18 protein-coding genes and 1 pseudogene are annotated in these 17,682 nt (G+C 33.9%); 13 read left to right on the top strand and 6 right to left on the bottom strand.

The genetic code is table 11. From position 1 onward, the window contains the following. Positions 1-82 precede the first annotated feature (82 nt). Positions 83-1,342: an aspartate kinase gene (locus IRZ99_RS11515; protein ID WP_194657403.1), complete on the bottom strand. Its 1,260-nt coding sequence runs from the start codon at positions 1,340-1,342 to the stop codon at positions 83-85. 205 nt (positions 1,343-1,547) lie between these two features. Beyond that, complete coding sequence (locus IRZ99_RS11510) at positions 1,548-2,036, bottom strand: GNAT family N-acetyltransferase (RefSeq protein WP_194657402.1); 489 nt, start codon at positions 2,034-2,036, stop codon at positions 1,548-1,550. Between the two features lie 271 nt (positions 2,037-2,307). On the opposite strand from IRZ99_RS11510, the gene fbp reads away from it, so the two are divergent. Then, positions 2,308-3,318, top strand: coding sequence for a class 1 fructose-bisphosphatase (gene fbp, locus IRZ99_RS11505; RefSeq protein WP_194657401.1), 1,011 nt, complete (start codon positions 2,308-2,310; stop codon positions 3,316-3,318). A gap of 146 nt (positions 3,319-3,464) precedes the next feature. Here the strand turns inward: fbp and IRZ99_RS11500 are convergent, their stop codons facing one another. Continuing rightward, a complete protein-coding gene (locus IRZ99_RS11500; protein WP_194657400.1) occupies positions 3,465-3,896 on the bottom strand; it encodes a TerB family tellurite resistance protein in 432 nt (143 codons plus the stop codon). 171 nt (positions 3,897-4,067) lie between these two features. Here IRZ99_RS11500 and IRZ99_RS11495 point away from each other — a divergent pair, with 171 nt between their 5' ends. From IRZ99_RS11495 to IRZ99_RS11475, 5 genes are all read left to right on the top strand, one after another. After that, entirely contained in the window at positions 4,068-4,661 is a 594-nt protein-coding gene (locus IRZ99_RS11495; protein ID WP_194657399.1) for a HupE/UreJ family protein, read from the top strand. A gap of 5 nt (positions 4,662-4,666) precedes the next feature. Next, positions 4,667-5,098, top strand: coding sequence for a dCMP deaminase family protein (locus IRZ99_RS11490; protein ID WP_194657398.1), 432 nt, complete (start codon positions 4,667-4,669; stop codon positions 5,096-5,098). Then, on the top strand, positions 5,099-6,676 hold the full coding sequence (locus IRZ99_RS11485; protein WP_194657397.1) for a S41 family peptidase: 1,578 nt from the start codon (positions 5,099-5,101) through the stop codon (positions 6,674-6,676). A gap of 18 nt (positions 6,677-6,694) precedes the next feature. Continuing rightward, on the top strand, positions 6,695-7,060 hold the full coding sequence (locus IRZ99_RS11480) for a nuclear transport factor 2 family protein (RefSeq protein WP_194657396.1): 366 nt from the start codon (positions 6,695-6,697) through the stop codon (positions 7,058-7,060). 142 nt (positions 7,061-7,202) lie between these two features. Further along, a complete protein-coding gene (locus tag IRZ99_RS11475; RefSeq protein WP_228519076.1) occupies positions 7,203-7,454 on the top strand; it encodes a hypothetical protein in 252 nt (83 codons plus the stop codon). 112 nt (positions 7,455-7,566) lie between these two features. On the opposite strand, the gene IRZ99_RS11470 is transcribed toward IRZ99_RS11475, so the two are convergent. The 3 genes from IRZ99_RS11470 to IRZ99_RS11460 all read right to left on the bottom strand — a co-directional run bounded on the left by IRZ99_RS11470 (position 7,567) and on the right by IRZ99_RS11460 (position 9,070). Next, positions 7,567-8,172, bottom strand: coding sequence for an FAD-dependent oxidoreductase (locus tag IRZ99_RS11470; RefSeq protein WP_194657394.1), 606 nt, complete (start codon positions 8,170-8,172; stop codon positions 7,567-7,569). Positions 8,173-8,179: 7 nt separating this feature from the next. Then, a complete protein-coding gene (locus IRZ99_RS11465) occupies positions 8,180-8,383 on the bottom strand; it encodes a hypothetical protein (RefSeq protein ID WP_056187321.1) in 204 nt (67 codons plus the stop codon). A 108-nt stretch (positions 8,384-8,491) separates the two neighbouring features. Next, positions 8,492-9,070, bottom strand: coding sequence for a MarC family protein (locus IRZ99_RS11460; protein WP_194657393.1), 579 nt, complete (start codon positions 9,068-9,070; stop codon positions 8,492-8,494). A gap of 397 nt (positions 9,071-9,467) precedes the next feature. Here IRZ99_RS11460 and IRZ99_RS11455 point away from each other — a divergent pair, with 397 nt between their 5' ends. From IRZ99_RS11455 to IRZ99_RS11420, 7 genes and pseudogenes are all read left to right on the top strand, one after another. Continuing rightward, a complete protein-coding gene (locus tag IRZ99_RS11455) occupies positions 9,468-10,040 on the top strand; it encodes a DUF3109 family protein (RefSeq protein ID WP_072969681.1) in 573 nt (190 codons plus the stop codon). Between the two features lie 333 nt (positions 10,041-10,373). Then, positions 10,374-11,351 (top strand): ribonucleotide-diphosphate reductase subunit beta, encoded by a 978-nt coding sequence (locus IRZ99_RS11450; protein WP_072969680.1) that lies wholly within the window; start codon positions 10,374-10,376, stop codon positions 11,349-11,351. A gap of 253 nt (positions 11,352-11,604) precedes the next feature. Next, a complete protein-coding gene (locus tag IRZ99_RS11445; protein WP_194657392.1) occupies positions 11,605-13,998 on the top strand; it encodes a ribonucleoside-diphosphate reductase subunit alpha in 2,394 nt (797 codons plus the stop codon). Between the two features lie 104 nt (positions 13,999-14,102). Then, positions 14,103-15,026, top strand: a pseudogene (locus IRZ99_RS11435) (hypothetical protein). Further along, entirely contained in the window at positions 15,016-15,156 is a 141-nt protein-coding gene (locus tag IRZ99_RS11430; RefSeq protein WP_194657390.1) for a hypothetical protein, read from the top strand. Before IRZ99_RS11435 ends, IRZ99_RS11430 begins: the two are co-directional and overlap by 11 nt. A 349-nt stretch (positions 15,157-15,505) precedes the next feature. Continuing rightward, positions 15,506-16,348: a prephenate dehydratase gene (locus IRZ99_RS11425; RefSeq protein WP_194657389.1), complete on the top strand. Its 843-nt coding sequence runs from the start codon at positions 15,506-15,508 to the stop codon at positions 16,346-16,348. Between the two features lie 115 nt (positions 16,349-16,463). Beyond that, on the top strand, positions 16,464-17,609 hold the full coding sequence (locus IRZ99_RS11420; RefSeq protein ID WP_194657388.1) for a pyridoxal phosphate-dependent aminotransferase: 1,146 nt from the start codon (positions 16,464-16,466) through the stop codon (positions 17,607-17,609). Positions 17,610-17,682 lie beyond the last annotated feature (73 nt).

The following is a 17,682-nucleotide window of genomic DNA, read 5'->3' as shown; positions in this document are numbered from 1 at the left end:
GATTCAAAAAAAGGCTTCACGATTCGTGAAGCCTTTCTATAAATATATTTGAATTGAAATAATTACCTTTTATGAAGCAATATTAATTGAGTTCTTTAGTTACAATCTGCATTGTTTCTCTACTCACTTGTTTTAATAAAACTTCTTTATTGTCTTCAACGGTTTGTGCAGCTTGTTCTGTAAAATGACGAATAGTGTACAAAGTCACATTTTCATTAAAATCGACTTTGAATTTTTTCGAAAGAATGGCATTCAAGTCATTAAAATTCCCAAATTTATCTTCTACACAAACAGAAAAACTAATCGCAGAATTCTGAATTAAATTTACTTTGATTTTGAATTCGTGGAATAAACCAAAAATCTCACTGATGTTTTCTTCCATGATAAAAGAAAAATCAATTGAAGAAAGCGAAATCAAAAGCTGTTCTCTTTTTACGATAAAACAAGGATATTGTGGTTCAAGATCAACACCTTTAGAAACGCAAGTGCCTTTTAGTAATGGGTTGATGAATGATTTTACATATAAAGGAATTTCTTTTTTCTGTAAAGGTTGTAATGTTTTTGGGTGAATTACCGTCGCTCCGTAAAAAGCCAGCTCGATTGCTTCGCGATATGAAATTTGATTCAACAAACTTGCATTTTCAAAATAACGCGGATCCGCGTTCATAACTCCGGGAACATCTTTCCAGATTGTTACACTTTCGGCATTTAAGCAATAAGCAAAAATTCCTGCTGTATAATCAGATCCTTCACGACCTAGAGTGGTTGTGAAATTGTTTTCATCGGCACCTAAAAATCCTTGCGTGATATTTAATTGTTTTCTTGGTACATTTTTGCTGATAAGTTGCTGTGTAGTTTCCCAGTCAACTTCTGCATCACGGTAGTTTGCGTTGGTTTTAATGAAGTTACGAACGTCAAGCCATTGCGTTTTAATTCCCATGAAATTCATGAAATGACTTAAAATTGTAGTCGAAATCAACTCTCCAAAACTCACAATCTGATCGTAAACAAAATTGTAATTTGGAGATTTATTATGTGCTAAAAAATATTCTAATTCTGTGAATTGATCCTTTACAGCTGCAAAAACTGCATGTTTTTCATCTTCAAATAAATCTAATAATATTTGATTGTGATATTTCTTGATTTCCTGTACAGATGAATTCAACTCTGCCGATTTATCAAAATAATTCTTGATCACAACCTCAAGAGCATTTGTTGTTTTTCCCATCGCCGAAACAACCAAAATCACATCTTCGTAACCTACTTTTTGTAAAACGTCATAAACGTTTTTAATTCCATCTGCATCTTTTACAGATGCTCCTCCAAATTTAAATACTCTCATTGTTAATTTTAGATTTTTAATTTTAGATTTCAGATTAATGAAATCTGCTATTTTTTTATGTTTTTGTTGCCACAGATTAGAATGATTTTCTAGATTTTTTTAGCCACTAATTCTCACTAATTAATTCGTGGCAATTTGTGAAATTCGTGGCAAACTGATAAAGATTTTAAATTATTTTAATCCTGTAGTCTGTGGCAGAATAGTTTTAATTTTTCTCTAAGAAAGAATTAATTCCTGCTTCATCCATCTGAACAACTTGCCAGCCATCAAGAATTCTTGCGCCTGAATTCTTATAAAAGTTAACTGCGGGTGTATTCCAGTCTAAAACGTTCCATTCAATTCTTCTCACATTATCTCTTTTTCCCTGTTTCATGATTTCAGCATAAAGTGCAGAACCTAAGCCTGTACCACGCATTTTTTCTTTCACAATTAAATCTTCAAGATGTATTGTTTTTCCTTTCCAGGTTGAGTAACGATAATAGTATAATGCTATCCCAACAATTTCTTTCTGTTGTTCATTATTGTCAATCTCTGCAACAAAGACATGAAATAATGGTTTTTCACCAAAACCATCACGTACTAAATCGGCTTCGGTTATTACGACAGCTTCAGGTTCTTTTTCGAATATTGCCAACTCCTGTATCAATCCTAAAACTGATTTCATATCCTCAGGATTTCCTTTTCTAATATTCATATTTATTTAAAATTTATTTTTATCATTCTATTTTAAGCTCCCTTTTTTGATTTTGAAAACACCTTATTTTCAGAAGCTTTTTATGATATGCAATTTTCGTGTATTCTTATTAATATGTATTTATTAACCAAATTTTTTTGTTATTACAGCGTTCTTTCTGCATTTAATTAGCAAATATACAATAGTAGCAAACTAACAAAATAATTTTTAAATCATTCTCACAAAATAAACGATATTTGTGACTTAAAAATAAATCTACAACGATATAGTAATGGAAGAACGCAATAAAACACTGGGAGAGTTTATTATTGAGAACCAAAAAGCATTTCAGTATTCGTCGGGGGAGCTTTCCCGAATTATCAACTCTATACGTTTGGCAGCTAAGGTTGTCAACTATAAAGTAAATCAGGCTGGATTGGTCGATATTATTGGCGCCGCAGGCGAACAAAATATCCAGGGCGAAGACCAGCAAAAATTAGATGTCTATGCAAACGAAGTATTTATTCAGACGTTAATAAACCGTGAGATTGTCTGTGGTATTGCTTCAGAAGAAAACGACGATTTTATAACTGTTCAGGGGAGCGACAACAGTCATAATAATAAGTACGTGATCTTAATGGATCCGCTTGACGGATCTTCAAACATTGATGTAAATGTTTCAGTAGGGACTATTTTTTCTGTTTTTAGAAGAATTACACCAATTGGAACACCGGTAACAAGCGAGGATTTTTTACAACCGGGAATCAATCAGGTAGCAGCAGGATATGTAATTTATGGAACGTCAACAATGCTGGTTTATACAACCGGGCATGGTGTGAATGGTTTTACGCTGAATCCGGCAATCGGAACATTTTATCTTTCACATCCAAATATGAAGTTTCCTCAAAGCGGAAATATTTATTCGGTAAACGAAGGGAATTATGTTCATTTTCCGCAGGGAGTAAAAAATTATATTAAATATTGTCAGCGCGAGGAAGAAGACAGACCTTATACTTCACGATATATTGGAAGTTTAGTGGCAGATTTTCATCGAAATATGATCAAAGGCGGAATTTATTTGTATCCAACAAGTTCAAAAGCTCCAAAAGGGAAACTACGTTTATTATATGAATGTAATCCGATGGCTTTTATTGCTGAACAAGCGGGAGGTAAAGCAACAGATGGTTTTGGTAGAATTATGGAAATTCAGCCGACAGAATTGCATCAAAGAGTTCCGTTTTTCTGCGGAAGTTATAATATGGTAGAAAAAGCAGAGGAATTTATGGCTGAAGCAATAAGCTAGCAGTGTTCAGTTTTTAGTATTCAGTCTCACTCGGAACTATAAAACAAAACCCGATAATAATAGTATTATCGGGTTTTGTTTTAAATCTCAGTTTCAATTTTTTGTCTCAGTTCGAAACTGAGTACTAAAAAAGGGAACACTGTTTCTTACTTATTCATATTTTCCATTTCGAAAAGGAAAGTATCTAAATCTACTTTTTTATCCACTAAAGACAATGCTTTTCTAATAATATGGTTTACGTTTCCTGGCGTAAATCCTAGAGCTAATCCCATACGGGTTAACATAACTTCTTGTTGGTCTCCTAAATGGTGGTCAACGTGAACCATTCTCGCTAAGTCGTACAAACGCTCTAAACGCTGCGCATATAAATAAGGAGGGTTTATAGAATGTTGCCAAGGATCTTTAAGGATTTCTGTATATTCTTCTTCTGAAATTTCTAATCTTGAAGCTAGTTTGTCTAAAAACGATTTTTCCTCGTCATTAATTTTTCCGTCAGCATAAGCTACACGCACAATTGCAGAGAAATGACCTCTGTTTCTTTGTTTGAATTCGTTATCAAATAATTCTGAAAATGGCATAATTAATAGGGTTTTATATAGAACAAAGATAAATCTTATTTTAATTTAACATTTTAAATTTCTCATAAAATTTAACTTATTTTTCTGCGTTGTTTTAATAGTACGGTTTCTTTACTTTTCAAAATAAATCGTAAGTTTACATCCCCTTAATCAATTAATACCATTGCCCCTATGTCAGAATTTTGGATTTATTTTCAGATAGGATTAAAACACGTTTTAGATATCCACGCCTACGATCACGTTCTTTTTTTAATCGCCTTAACTATTCCGTATTTGTTTAAAGACTGGAAACGCATTTTGCTTCTGGTTTCACTTTTTACGATCGGTCACACTTTGGCTTTGTTGCTTTCAGTTTTTGGAATCATCGCTATAAAAGTAAATATAGTGGAGTTTTTAATTCCGATTACCATCTTGATAACCGCCATATTTCATCTTTTTACGGCAGGAAAAGCGACCAAAAATGAAGGTGTGAATTTAATTTTTATGGTAACCCTGTTTTTCGGAATAATACACGGACTTGGTTTTTCTAATTATTTTAAGACTATTTTAGGAGGGTCGCCAAGCTCAAAATTATTACCTTTAGGCGAATTTGCGTTAGGAATCGAAGCAGCGCAGTTAGTTGTTGTTTTTGTAGTTTTGATACTATCCTATATTGTGCAGACCGTATTTCGTTTTTCAAAACGAGATTGGGCACTTGTAATGTCGGCTTTTATTATCGGAGTTGTGATTCCGATGATTATTGAAAGCCCAATTTGGAACAGATAAAATAAATGGATTTAAAAAAAATAAATAAGTACGATAAAGCGTACCTTCGTATTGCAAAAGAATGGGGTGCCCTTTCTTACTGCAAACGTAAACAGGTTGGTGCCATTATTGTAAAAGACCGGATGATTATTTCTGATGGTTATAACGGAACACCATCCGGATTTGAGAATTGCTGCGAAGACGATGAAGGATTAACCCGCTGGGAGGTTCTGCATGCCGAGGCAAATGCAATCCTAAAAGTAGCCCGATCAACACAATCTTGTGAAGGCGCTACTTTGTATATTACACTTTCACCCTGTAAAGAATGTAGTAAATTAATACATCAATCGGGGATAAAGAGAGTGGTTTACCAAAACGGATATCGCGATGATGCCGGAATTCAATTTTTATTAAAAGCAGGTGTTGAAGTTGAACATCTTCCTGTTTTAGAAGAGTAAATGAAATTTAATTCGAAATATTTGCCAATTGTAATCGGAGCTACTTTTGCTCTCGGAACTGTCCTCGGAAGCCTAATGAATGCTCCCGTTGATGACGGACTTTTGGCTAAAAATTACTCCAAAACAAAACTCAATAAACTGATCGATTTTATCAATAATGAATATGTCGACAGTATTAATACCGATTCAATTGTAAACCTTACAGTTGATAATATCTTATCCAAATTAGATCCACATTCTGTTTACATTCCGCCTAGTGAACAGGCAGAAGTGGCGGAAAGCATGAAAGGTGATTTCGTTGGAATCGGAATCAATTTTTATATGTATAAAGATTCGGTTGCGATTATAAAACCAATTGAAAATGGTCCTTCGGCGAAAGCCGGGATAAAATCAGGAGACCGAATTCTATTTGCTGGAAAAACAAAATTATATGGTAGAAAATTGCCTTCAGATAGTTTGTTTTCGAAGTTAAAAGGATTGCAGGGTTCTGAAATTGAATTGACTGTTTTTAGAAAATCGGAACAAAAGAAATTAAAGTTTAAAGTAAAAAGAGATGTTATTCCGATAAAAAGCGTTGATGCTTCTTTATTACTTGGAAATAATGTCGGTTACATCAAAATAAATCGTTTTGCCGAGACTACTTTTAATGAATTCAAAACCGGTTTAACAAGATTAAAACAAAGCGGAATTCAGTCGCTTGTAATCGATCTTCGTGATAACGGCGGTGGTTATATGGAAGAAGCGGTCGCTATTGCCGATGAATTTTTGAGAGACAAACAATTGATCGTTTTTACTAAAAATAAAAACGGAACAACAGAGAAAACATACGCCACAAAAGCCGGAAGTTTTGAAACCGGAAAAGTGTATGTTTTGATTAATGAAAACAGTGCCTCTGCAAGTGAAATTTTGGCAGGAGCATTACAAGATAATGATCGTGGAATTATTGTGGGGCGCCGTTCTTTTGGAAAAGGTTTGGTACAACGTGAAATGGATTTCAATGACGGATCTGCTGTACGTTTAACAGTGGCGAGATATTATACACCAACCGGAAGATCAATTCAGAAACCGTATAAAAAAGGAAACGAAGAATATTTTAAAGAATCAGAATCTCGTATCAAATCTGGTGAACTTTATGCTAAAGACAGTATAAAAGTAGCCGATTCATTAAAGTTTAAAACACCAAAAGGCAAAATTGTATACGGCGGCGGTGGAATAGTTCCCGATGTTTTTGTTCCGATGGAAGCAGAGCACGGAAATGAAAACGTTGGTTATTTGCTTCAAACCGGAGTAGTCGGACATTTTGTTTTTGAAGAATTGGATAAAAATCGAAAAGCTTTTGCCGGACTTAAGTTTAATGAGTTTTTGGCTGAAATGAAAAGCTCGGATGTTTATTTCAAGAAATTCAAAAACTATATTTTCATGACGGGTCTGGATTTGAAATTAGACAAAACCAAACCTTTAGTGAATCGTTATATCACGGCTGAATTTGCCAGACAATTATATGGGGAAATATATTACTACGATGTGATTTTGAAAGAAGATGCCATGATTAAGGCGATTCAGAATCCGAAAAAATAACGCTGAAAACTTTTTAATATGAAAATAGAAGCCGTTGTAAATGCTGAAATAGAACTTTTGACTGCTGTTAAAAATGCTGATGTTTTGTTTTTAGAAAAAATCCTCCACGACGATTTGCTTTTCAATTTACCTGATGGAAATACGATTACAAAAGAATTTGATTTGGCTTCTTATCGTTCAGGTAAAATGAAAATTACTACTATTGAAGCTTCCGATCAAACCATAAATCTAATTGGTGATACGGCTGTAGTTGCAGTTACAGTTTCATTAAAAGGTTTTTTTGATAATAGTCCTATAGATGGTGTGCTTCGCTATATCAGAGTCTGGAAACAATTTGACGAAAACTTAAAAGTTATTGCCGGAAGCTGCATTCAATTACAATAAATAATAATAATTTATTAAAATATAATGTAACGAATCTTAGCTGATATAGTTCGAGATTTGTGGTTAAATATATAATATGAAAAATCTAAAAAAGATAAGCTTTCTATTCGTTTTAATGACTTTTGTAATTTCTTGTAAAACTATGAAAGATAGCAGTTCTAATACAGTTACCGGAAAAGTAGATTCAATAGAAGCGGGAAAAGACGGCTATACAGCTAAAATCTCTACAGCTGCCAAAGAAGTGTATTTCGCAACGATCAGCATTGTAAATGTTGGCGGGCCTCAAAACTATAAACAATTAAAAATTGGAGATAATGTTTCTGTAAAAGGAGAAATCTGGAAAACAGAAGAGGAAAAACATATTAAAGTAACTGAGATTATTTCAGTAAAATAATAATTGAGAAATAAAAAAATAAACCATTAAGAGGTTAAGGTATTAAGCGCAAAGTCTTAATTTTTCTTAATCTCTTAATGGTTTAATTATATAAAAACTTATGTTTTAAATTTTATCGAATACTATCGTGAGCATGAGTTTGCACACCATTATTCCATAAAGTCAGAATATCTGTAGCAACGGCTGCCCCGCTTCCCGCAGCAATGGCCAATTGACTTCTCCAGCCGGCTAAAGTTCCAATCACATAAATACCGTCGGCTACCTTATGATCGTCGTTTTTAAGCTGAATACGTTGTTTTTCCGGAAGTGCTTTTTTGTGTGGTTCAACATACTGGATTAAACCTTCAATATCAAAAGTATTGGCAGAACCAATTCCGATAACGATACTTTTAGTTTTGTATGTGTTTTTATTTGTAGTAACAGTAAATTCAGGATAAGAACCTTCAACTTTGATTACTTTCTCGTTTGGAATCTGAGTGATGTGAGGATAAGTCATGGCAAGATCCTGCGTGCTTTCTACAAGTAATTCAGACCCTAATTTGCCAGGAGTTATTCCGTATGCGTTATAGAAGATCGCTTCTTGCAGTGAAGAATTCTTTTGATGGGTAAAGATTCCGATTTTTTTATCGGTAACAAAGGCTTTGTTTTTTGCAGAACCTAAAACGAGAGCACAAGACATGCCTGATACACCTCCGCCAATAATTAGAACGTCAAACATATATTTATTATCTGTTGTCGTGCATTTTTTCTTCAATTCTTTTTGAAATTCTAAAAATCAAAAGAATTAATACCGCGCAAAAAGCAGCCGCGATCCCAATAAGTGCTACACCACTATCTCCCTGAAAAGGATTTTTAAAGTCTAATTGTGTAATATTAAAAACAATTAAGGCTAATGCTAAAAGCACTAAGATTGAAGTAAAGATTTTCATAATGGTTGTTTGTTTGTCTAAAAATTAAACTAAAACTCTAAGCATATTGTAAATATGTTAAAAGTTCTATTTTAGAAATTTTATGGGGTAAATTTATAAAAATATCCGTTAGACGAACAAACCTTTAACATTAGCAGCGAATAATTTAACAGCAATTGCTAAAAGTATGACTCCAAATGTCTTGCGCACTACACCAAGTCCGTTTTCTCCTAATAAATTTTCTATTTTTTTGGAAGATTTCAAAACAATATATACTAAGATAATATTCAACAAAATCGCGATGATAATATTGATGGTATGAAATTGAGATCGAAGTGAAAGTAAAGTCGTCATAGTTCCCGCTCCTGCAATTAATGGAAAAGCCAACGGAACGATAGAAGCCGATCCCGGTTCTTCGTCACGATAAATTCGGATACCCAAAATCATTTCCAAAGCTAAAAAGAATAGTACAAAGGATCCGGCCACGGCAAAGGAGTGTACATCGATTCCGATAAGATTTAGAAAACCTTCTCCAACGAAAAGAAAAACAATCATAATCAGTCCGGCTACAATCGAAGCTTTTTCAGATTCAATGTGCCCTACTTTTGCTCGTAAATTGACAATAATCGGAATAGATCCTACGATATCAATTACAGCAAAAAGGACCATGCTTACAGTGACGATTTCTTTGAAGTCGATTTCTAACATATTACTTTGATTTTAAGCGTTTAAAATTTTTGCAAAGGTAGATAATAAAGATAGGTGTTTTTTGAATACGATGTATTATTGTTATAAAAACACGTTTTGAGTGTTAAAAAAGTGATATTTGTAACAAATGCCCATTTGTACCACAGAGATTCGCAAGTTTTAATTGTTCTACCACAGAGTTTCGCAAAGAATGCACAGAGTTGCACAAAGTTTTATTTCCAAGCTTTGTGAGCTTAAAAAAGCATTCCCAATAAAATTAAACTTTGCGAAACTCTGTGGAAAATCTTTGTGTAACTCTGTGGTAAAACTTTACCAAGCACGACAGTAAAATTTGAACGTATTTTATCTGCTTTCTTTGACTATCTTTGCACTTTATAAATTACAGTACTTTATTATCATGTTTCAATTAGGGAAAACCATTATTTCAGAAGATATTCTTGAAAAAGAATTTGTGTGCAACTTATCAGCTTGTAAAGGAGCCTGCTGTGTTGACGGAGATGCGGGTGCACCATTAAGCGAAGCAGAAACTAAAATTCTGGAAGAAATTTATCCTAAAGTAAAACCTTTTTTACGAAAAGAAGGAATTGCTGCGATCGAAGCGCAGGGTACCTGGGTAAAAGGAACTGATGGTGATCTTGAAACACCATTAATTGACGAAAAAGATTGCGCTTACGTTATTTTTGACGGAAAAACGGCTCTTTGCGGAATCGAACAAGCTTACAATCAGGGAATCGTAGATTGGAAAAAACCAGTTTCTTGTCATTTATATCCAATCCGTGTGAAAGATTTTACGGAGTTCGCCGCGGTGAATTACGACAAATGGGATATTTGCGATGATGCCTGTTCTTTAGGAAAAGAATTGGAAGTTCCGGTTTATAAATTTGTCAAAGAAGCTTTGATTCGCCGCTTTGGTGAAGACTGGTATTTGGAACTTGAAAAAGTAGCGGAAGAGCTTAAAAATTCGAAATAATCAAAGGGCTATAGTTACCGCTTTAAGTGGATATATTTTAACTCAAAAAATAAAGTTTTAACTCAAAAAAAACTTTTTAAAAACAATTAAAATTTCTTGCTTATTATTCCAAAAAGTCTATATTTTACAGGGGCTTTAGGGGTAAATGACTATATTAAATGACTCATTTACAAATATTTAAATATTGTCTGAAAAGTATCTCATTTTTTAGGCGTTGTTAAAAACTACATCGAATTGTGAATAAGTTTGGCTTTCATTTTTGGCTACAAATGACAATCTTTGTAATCGTTCTGAATAAGTAAAAATTCAGCATAAAAATTAAATAAAACAGTCATGTCACAAGTCGAGCCAATATTACAAGAAAATAAAAATCGTTTCGTTATTTTTCCTATCAAACATCATGATATTTGGGAATGGTACAAAAAGATGGAAGCTAGTTTCTGGACTGCGGAAGAAATCGACTTACACCAGGATTTGACAGACTGGAATAATAAATTAAGTGACGACGAAAGATATTTTATTAAACACATTTTAGCATTTTTTGCTGCATCTGATGGAATCGTTAATGAAAACCTTGCTGAGAATTTTGTAAATGAGGTGCAATATGCTGAAGCGAAGTTTTTCTATGGTTTCCAAATCATGATGGAGAACATTCATAGTGAGACCTATTCATTATTGATTGATACTTACGTAAAAGATGAAGCTGAAAAAGCAGAGTTGTTTAATGCTTTGGAAGTATTCCCTGCAATTAAGAAAAAAGCAGACTGGGCTTTAAAATGGATCGAGTCTGATTCATTTGCTGAAAGACTAATTGCTTTTGCTGCTGTTGAAGGTATTTTCTTTTCAGGTGCTTTCTGTTCTATTTATTGGTTGAAAAAACGTGGATTAATGCCAGGTTTAACTTTCTCTAATGAGTTGATTTCCCGTGACGAAGGCGTACACTGTGATTTTGCAGTGCACTTGCATAATCATCATTTGATTAACAAAGTACCAAAGGACAGAATTAAAGAAATCATTGTAGATGCTTTAGATATCGAAAGAGAATTTGTAACAGAATCGCTGCCGGTAAGTTTAATTGGAATGAATGCGACTTTAATGACGCAATACTTAGAATTTGTTGCAGACAGATTGTTAGTAGAATTAGGTTGTGATCGTGTATATGGATCAGCGAATCCGTTTGATTTCATGGATATGATCTCTCTTCAGGGAAAAACTAATTTCTTTGAAAAACGTGTTGCTGAGTATCAAAAATCAGGTGTGATGAATACAGACAGCGACGCTCAGAAAATTTCATTTGACGCAGATTTCTAGACAACAAAATATTTTAGCGACTCCAAAAACGCTAAAAGAATAAAATCATTTTTTTAAGATTGAATCTCTTTCCCAAATCGTAGATTCAGTAACATTTTTTTTGCATTTTCGATCTATTTCATAGGTCGGGAGCAGACGACTATTGAGAATTCGATAATTCTCAAAAAATAATTTAAAAACACGCAATGTTTAAGGGCTGGAATTCGTTTTCTAGTGTCTTTCATTTTTTCAATAACTAATAAATAGTAAGCTTATGTATGTAGTAAAAAGAGATGGCCACAGAGAGCCCGTAATGTTTGATAAGATTACAGAAAGAATCAAAAAATTGTGTTACGGCTTAAATGAGCTTGTAGATCCTGTTAAGGTAGCCATGAGAGTTATCGAGGGATTGTATGATGGGGTTTCTACTTCTGAACTGGATAATCTTGCGGCAGAAACGGCGGCTTCTATGACTATTGCGCATCCAGATTATGCACAATTGGCAGCGCGTGTGGCAATTTCGAACCTACATTCAAATACTAAAAAGTCTTTCTCAGAAACGATGAAAGATATGTATCACTACGTAAATCCAAGAAATGGACAAGAAGCACCATTACTTTCGGATGAAGTATTTAATGTGATTCAGGAAAATGCTGCATTTTTAGATTCTCATATTATTTATACAAGAGATTTTAATTACGATTATTTTGGTTTCAAAACCTTAGAGCGTTCGTATTTGCTAAAAATAAACGGAAAAATCGTAGAAAGACCACAGCATATGCTGATGCGTGTTTCGGTTGGTATTCACTTAGACGATTTAAAATCGGTTATTGAAACGTACGATTTAATGTCTAAAAAGTTCTTCACGCATGCAACGCCAACGTTGTTCAATGCTGGAACTCCAAAACCTCAAATGTCTTCTTGTTTCCTTTTGGCAATGCAGGATGATAGTATTGATGGTATTTACGATACGTTAAAACAAACGGCTAAAATCTCGCAATCAGCGGGAGGAATTGGTCTTTCTATTCATAACGTTCGTGCTACTGGATCTTACATTCGTGGTACAAACGGAACTTCAAACGGAATCGTTCCGATGTTGAGAGTTTTCAACGATACGGCTCGTTACGTAGATCAGGGTGGTGGAAAACGTAAAGGAAGCTTTGCGATTTACATCGAAACATGGCATGCTGATATCTTTGAATTTTTGGATTTGAAGAAAAATACAGGAAAAGAAGAAATGCGTGCGAGAGATTTATTCTTCGCCATGTGGACTTCAGATTTATTCATGAAACGTGTACAGGAAGATGCTAGTTGGACATTAATGTGCCCTAACGAATGTCCTGGATTATACGATGTTTACGGAGAAGAATTCGAAACCATGTATTTGGATTATGAATTTAGAGGAAAAGGTAGAAAAACCATTCGTGCACGTGAATTATGGGAGAAAATCCTTGAATCGCAAATCGAAACAGGAACGCCTTATATGTTGTACAAAGATGCAGCAAACCGTAAATCGAACCACAAGAATTTAGGAACAATTCGTTCTTCTAACTTGTGTACTGAGATTATGGAGTTCACTTCTAAAGATGAAATTGCAGTTTGTAACTTAGCTTCTATTTCGTTACCAATGTTTATTGAAAACGGAAAATTTGATCACCAGGCTCTTTACAATGTTACAAAACGTGTAACTCGTAACCTGAACAAAGTAATCGACAGAAACTATTACCCGGTAAAAGAAGCTGAAAACTCTAACATGCGTCACCGTCCAGTTGGATTGGGAGTGCAAGGTTTGGCTGATGCTTTTATCATGTTGCGTTTACCGTTTACAAGCGATGAAGCAAAAACATTAAATCAGGAAATTTTCGAAACTTTATACTTCGCAGCTGTAACCGCTTCTATGGAAATGGCACAAGAAGAAGGTCCATATTCTACATTTGAAGGTTCTCCAATGTCTAAAGGGGAATTCCAATACAATATGTGGGGAATGAAAGATGAAGAATTATCAGGCCGTTGGGACTGGGCTTCATTAAGAAAAGAAGTAATGGAGCATGGAGTTCGTAACTCATTATTAGTTGCGCCAATGCCAACGGCTTCGACTTCGCAAATTCTTGGAAACAACGAAGCTTTTGAGCCTTATACATCAAACATTTACACACGTCGTGTATTGTCTGGAGAATTCATCGTGGTAAACAAACATTTACTAGAAGACTTAGTAAAACTTGGTTTATGGAACGAAGATTTGAAACAAGAAATCATGCGTCATAACGGATCTGTTCAAAATATTGACATTATCCCACAAGACTTAAAAGAATTATACAAAACGGTTTGGGAAATGTCGATGAAAGATATTATCGATATGTCTCGTCAGAGAGGTTATTTCATTGACCAATCACAATCGTTGAACTTGTTCATGCAAGATGCAAACTATTCTAAACTTACGTCAATGCACTTCTACGCTTGGCAATCAGGTTTGAAAACAGGAATGTATTACTTGAGAACGAAATCGGCTGTTGATGCGATTAAATTCACATTAAACAACGATAAAAAAGAAGAAACAGCACCAGCTTTAGTTGCAGAAACTGAAGAGATCAATATTGAGGAGTATAAAGCTATGTTGCTTAAAGCACAAGCCGCAGGTCCTGAGGATTGTGAGATGTGTGGGTCTTAATTTCTTTTAGAAGAAAGATAATAGAGTAAAGAGAAAAGATTTATTCTTTAATAATAGAAAGCAGTTATTGTAATGATAGCTGCTTTTTTATAATATAATAAGCTATGAAATTAGTTAATGATATAATAAATGAATTAATTGATACGGAGAAATCAGTAAGTTCTCCACTTTTAAAAACGAAAGTTTTAGCTAGTAGACTTCAAAATGCAACTTTGTTAAATTGGGTTACTAAGGAATTGAAAGGATATGATTGTTTAAGTGAGTTGCCAGATTATAGAAAATTTGAAGGAAATATAGTGGGGACATTTATTGCCGGGAGTCAGTAATATAATAGCCAACCAGTTCCGCTAATTGGTCTTGATGAAGAGTTTCAAGTTAGTTTAACGAATATGAATTTGTTTAATAGTGTTTCAAGTTTGGAAAGTCTAAAAAGAGAAGACGGAAGAGGGATGTTAGAATATACTTTTCCTGCAGAAATTACTGGACTTATAGAGCAAAATTGGAGAAAAATGGGTAATCCTTATTTACGATTGGTTAATTGTAAAAGGTGGATTGCTGGAAATGTTGTAGATGGTGTTATTGCATGTGTGAGGAATAGTTTATTGGATTTCATGCTCAAGATAGATTCTGAATTTGGAAATATTACAGAGATAGAAGAATTAAAAACTAAAAGAAAAGAAATTGCGACAATTATGAATCAAACAATTATAAATACTACAGGTGATGGTATCATTGTTAATACTGGAGAGAAAGCAAAAATTAATGCAAATATAAATATTACAAAAGGAAGCAAAGATGAACTTTCTAACCGTTTAAGAGAAAGTGGGGTTAAAGAGGAAGATATTGCTGAACTTGTAGAAATAATAGATGATGAAGAACCTAATTTTGTAAATAACACATTTGGGCAAAAAGTAAATACTTGGACACAAAAAATGTTAGGAAAGGCTCTTGATGGTTCTTGGAATATTGGAATTGGTGCGGCGGGAAGTTTGGTAGCGGAAGTAGTAAAAGCGTATTATGGAATGTAAAGAGATTTCTGAAGATGTTAAAAAAGAATTAGATATTAGACTTCAAAATCTGGAAGATGATATAACCAAATTATATACTTGGGATGAAGTTAAAACTTATCTAAAATCAATTAGAGAAACAAAATCTTAGCACCTTAGCACCTCAGAACCTCAGAACCTTCCTCAAAACCAATTGCCTAAATCGCATTTTAAGACTCATTTATTAAATTATCCTGCAAAACCGGTAGATTTTGTTAAGAAATCCTTTTTTGTTTCATAAAATGCATTATTTTTTTTGGTGCGCTAAAAATAATTTATACATTCGCAGAGAATTTAAATAATAACACAAACAAAATGGCATCTAACCGTTTTTATTTTAGCAACTCTTTTTATTTCTTCTTTAGTAGAAGTGAGGATTGTGCTATGGTTATTTGAGAAATATAAAGACAAATAAAACTAATATACAATCCTGATGAAAATCAGGATTTTTTTTTGAATATATGACAACGAAAATTGCAATACAAGGTATAAAAGGTTCTTTCCATCATCAGGTTGTGAAGGAGTATTTCTCTGAAAATGTGGATATTGATGAATGTTTGTCTTTTGAAGAATTGATCGACAGCCTTATTGCCGGAAAATCTGATCAGGCTGTAATGGCGATCGAAAATTCAATTGCAGGTCCAATTATTCCGAATTATGCTTTGATTGACAAGAACAATTTACACATTATTGGAGAGCATTATTTAAGCATTCACCAAAATTTAATGGCTTTAAAAGGTCAGAAAATTGAAGATATAAAAGAAGTTCATTCACACCCAATGGCAATTTTACAATGTATGGATTTCTTAAAACAATATCCAAACATTAAATTGGTTGAAGATAAAGATACAGCTGAAACGGCCAGAAGAATTCAGGAAAAACAATTAACCGGAATCGCTGCAATTGCAAGTAAAACGGCTTCTGAAATGTATGATTTAGAAATCATCGCTCCGGAAATTCAAACGATCAAAAACAACATGACTCGTTTTGTAATCATTAAAAAGCAGAATTCATTTTTACCGGAAAGCGAAATCAACAGAGCTTCTATCAAATTTGAATTAGATCATAAAAGAGGAAGTTTAGCAGCAGTTTTAAATGTAATGAGTGACTGCAAATTGAATTTAACAAAGATTCAGTCGCTTCCAAAAATTGAAACACCTTGGAAATATTCGTTTTTCGTAGATGTAACATTTGAGAAATACGAAGATTTTGCAAAAGCCAAAACATTACTAAATATTATGGCAGAATATTTAAAGGTTTTGGGAGAATATAAAAACACAAAGCCTTTGAGTAGTGAGTCATAAAGTTGGAAAGTAGAAAGTCTTAAAGTCCAAAAAGCTTAGAGCTTACTGTCTAAAGCAAAAATAAAAGTTTAAAAAGAGCCTAAAGCCTAAAGCTTACGGCCTAAAGCAAAAAATAATGATTACAACAGCAAAAAGATTAGATACAGTTGAAGAATACTACTTCTCATCAAAATTGAGAGAAGTGCGTCAACTAATGTCTGAAGGAAAATCTATCATCAATATGGGAATTGGAAGCCCTGATTTGAGTCCGTCGAAAGCAGTAATTGAAGCGGTTGCCGCAGCAATTCAGGATGAAAACGGGCATGGTTATCAGAGCTATCAGGGATTGCCGGAGTTGAGAAAAGGAATGGCAGATTTTTATCAGAATCAATTTGGTGTTGAGTTAAATCCGAATAATGAGATTTTGCCTTTGATGGGTTCAAAAGAAGGAATTATGCACATTTCGTTAGCCTTTTTAAATGAAGGCGATCACGTTTTGATTCCGAATCCAGGTTATCCAACGTATACGTCGGTAACTAATTTGGTAGGAGCAGTTCCGGTTTATTATGATCTGAAAGAAGCCAATGCATGGGAACCGGATTTTGAAGCTTTAGAAAAATTAGATCTTTCGAAAGTAAAAATTATGTGGCTGGGATATCCGCATATGCCAACAGGAGCGAGAGGAAGTTTAGCGTTATTTGAAAAATTGGTTGCTTTTGCTAAAAAACATAACATATTATTGGTCAATGATAATCCATATAGTTTTGTTTTGAATGATAATCCGATGAGTTTATTGCAGGTTGAAGGTGCAAAGGAAGTGGCTTTAGAATTAAATTCATTAAGTAAAACATTCAACATGGCGGGCTGGAGAGTTGGAATGGTTTTAGGAAATCCTGAAATTATCGATGCAGTGCTAAAAGTAAAAAGCAACATGGACAGCGGAATGTATTACGGAATTCAGAAAGGTGCAATTGCAGCATTGAATTGTGATAAATCATGGTTCGAAGAGCAAAACAAAATTTACAGACGCCGCAGAGAATTAACAGAAAAATTAGCAGAAAAATTAGGCTGCGAAGTTTATAAAGAAGGAGTTGGACTTTTTGTCTGGGCGAAATTGCCGGAAGGAATTGAATCAGCAGAAAAGTTCATTGACGAAATATTATACGAGAAACATATTTTCATCACACCGGGAACAATTTTCGGAAGCAATGGAGAAGGATATATCAGATTCTCGTTGTGTGTGAAAGAAGAAAAAGTACAGGAAGCGATTGATCGATTTTAGATTTTAGAATGTAGATTTTAGATTTCCTGCAAGGTTTTCAAAACCTTGTAGGTATTAATCTAAAGGTCTCGAA

The sequence above is a fragment of the Flavobacterium sp. LC2016-12 genome (genome assembly GCF_015351595.1).
Taxonomy (GTDB): domain Bacteria; phylum Bacteroidota; class Bacteroidia; order Flavobacteriales; family Flavobacteriaceae; genus Flavobacterium.
This window is presented reverse-complemented; position numbering and strand designations above follow the sequence as displayed.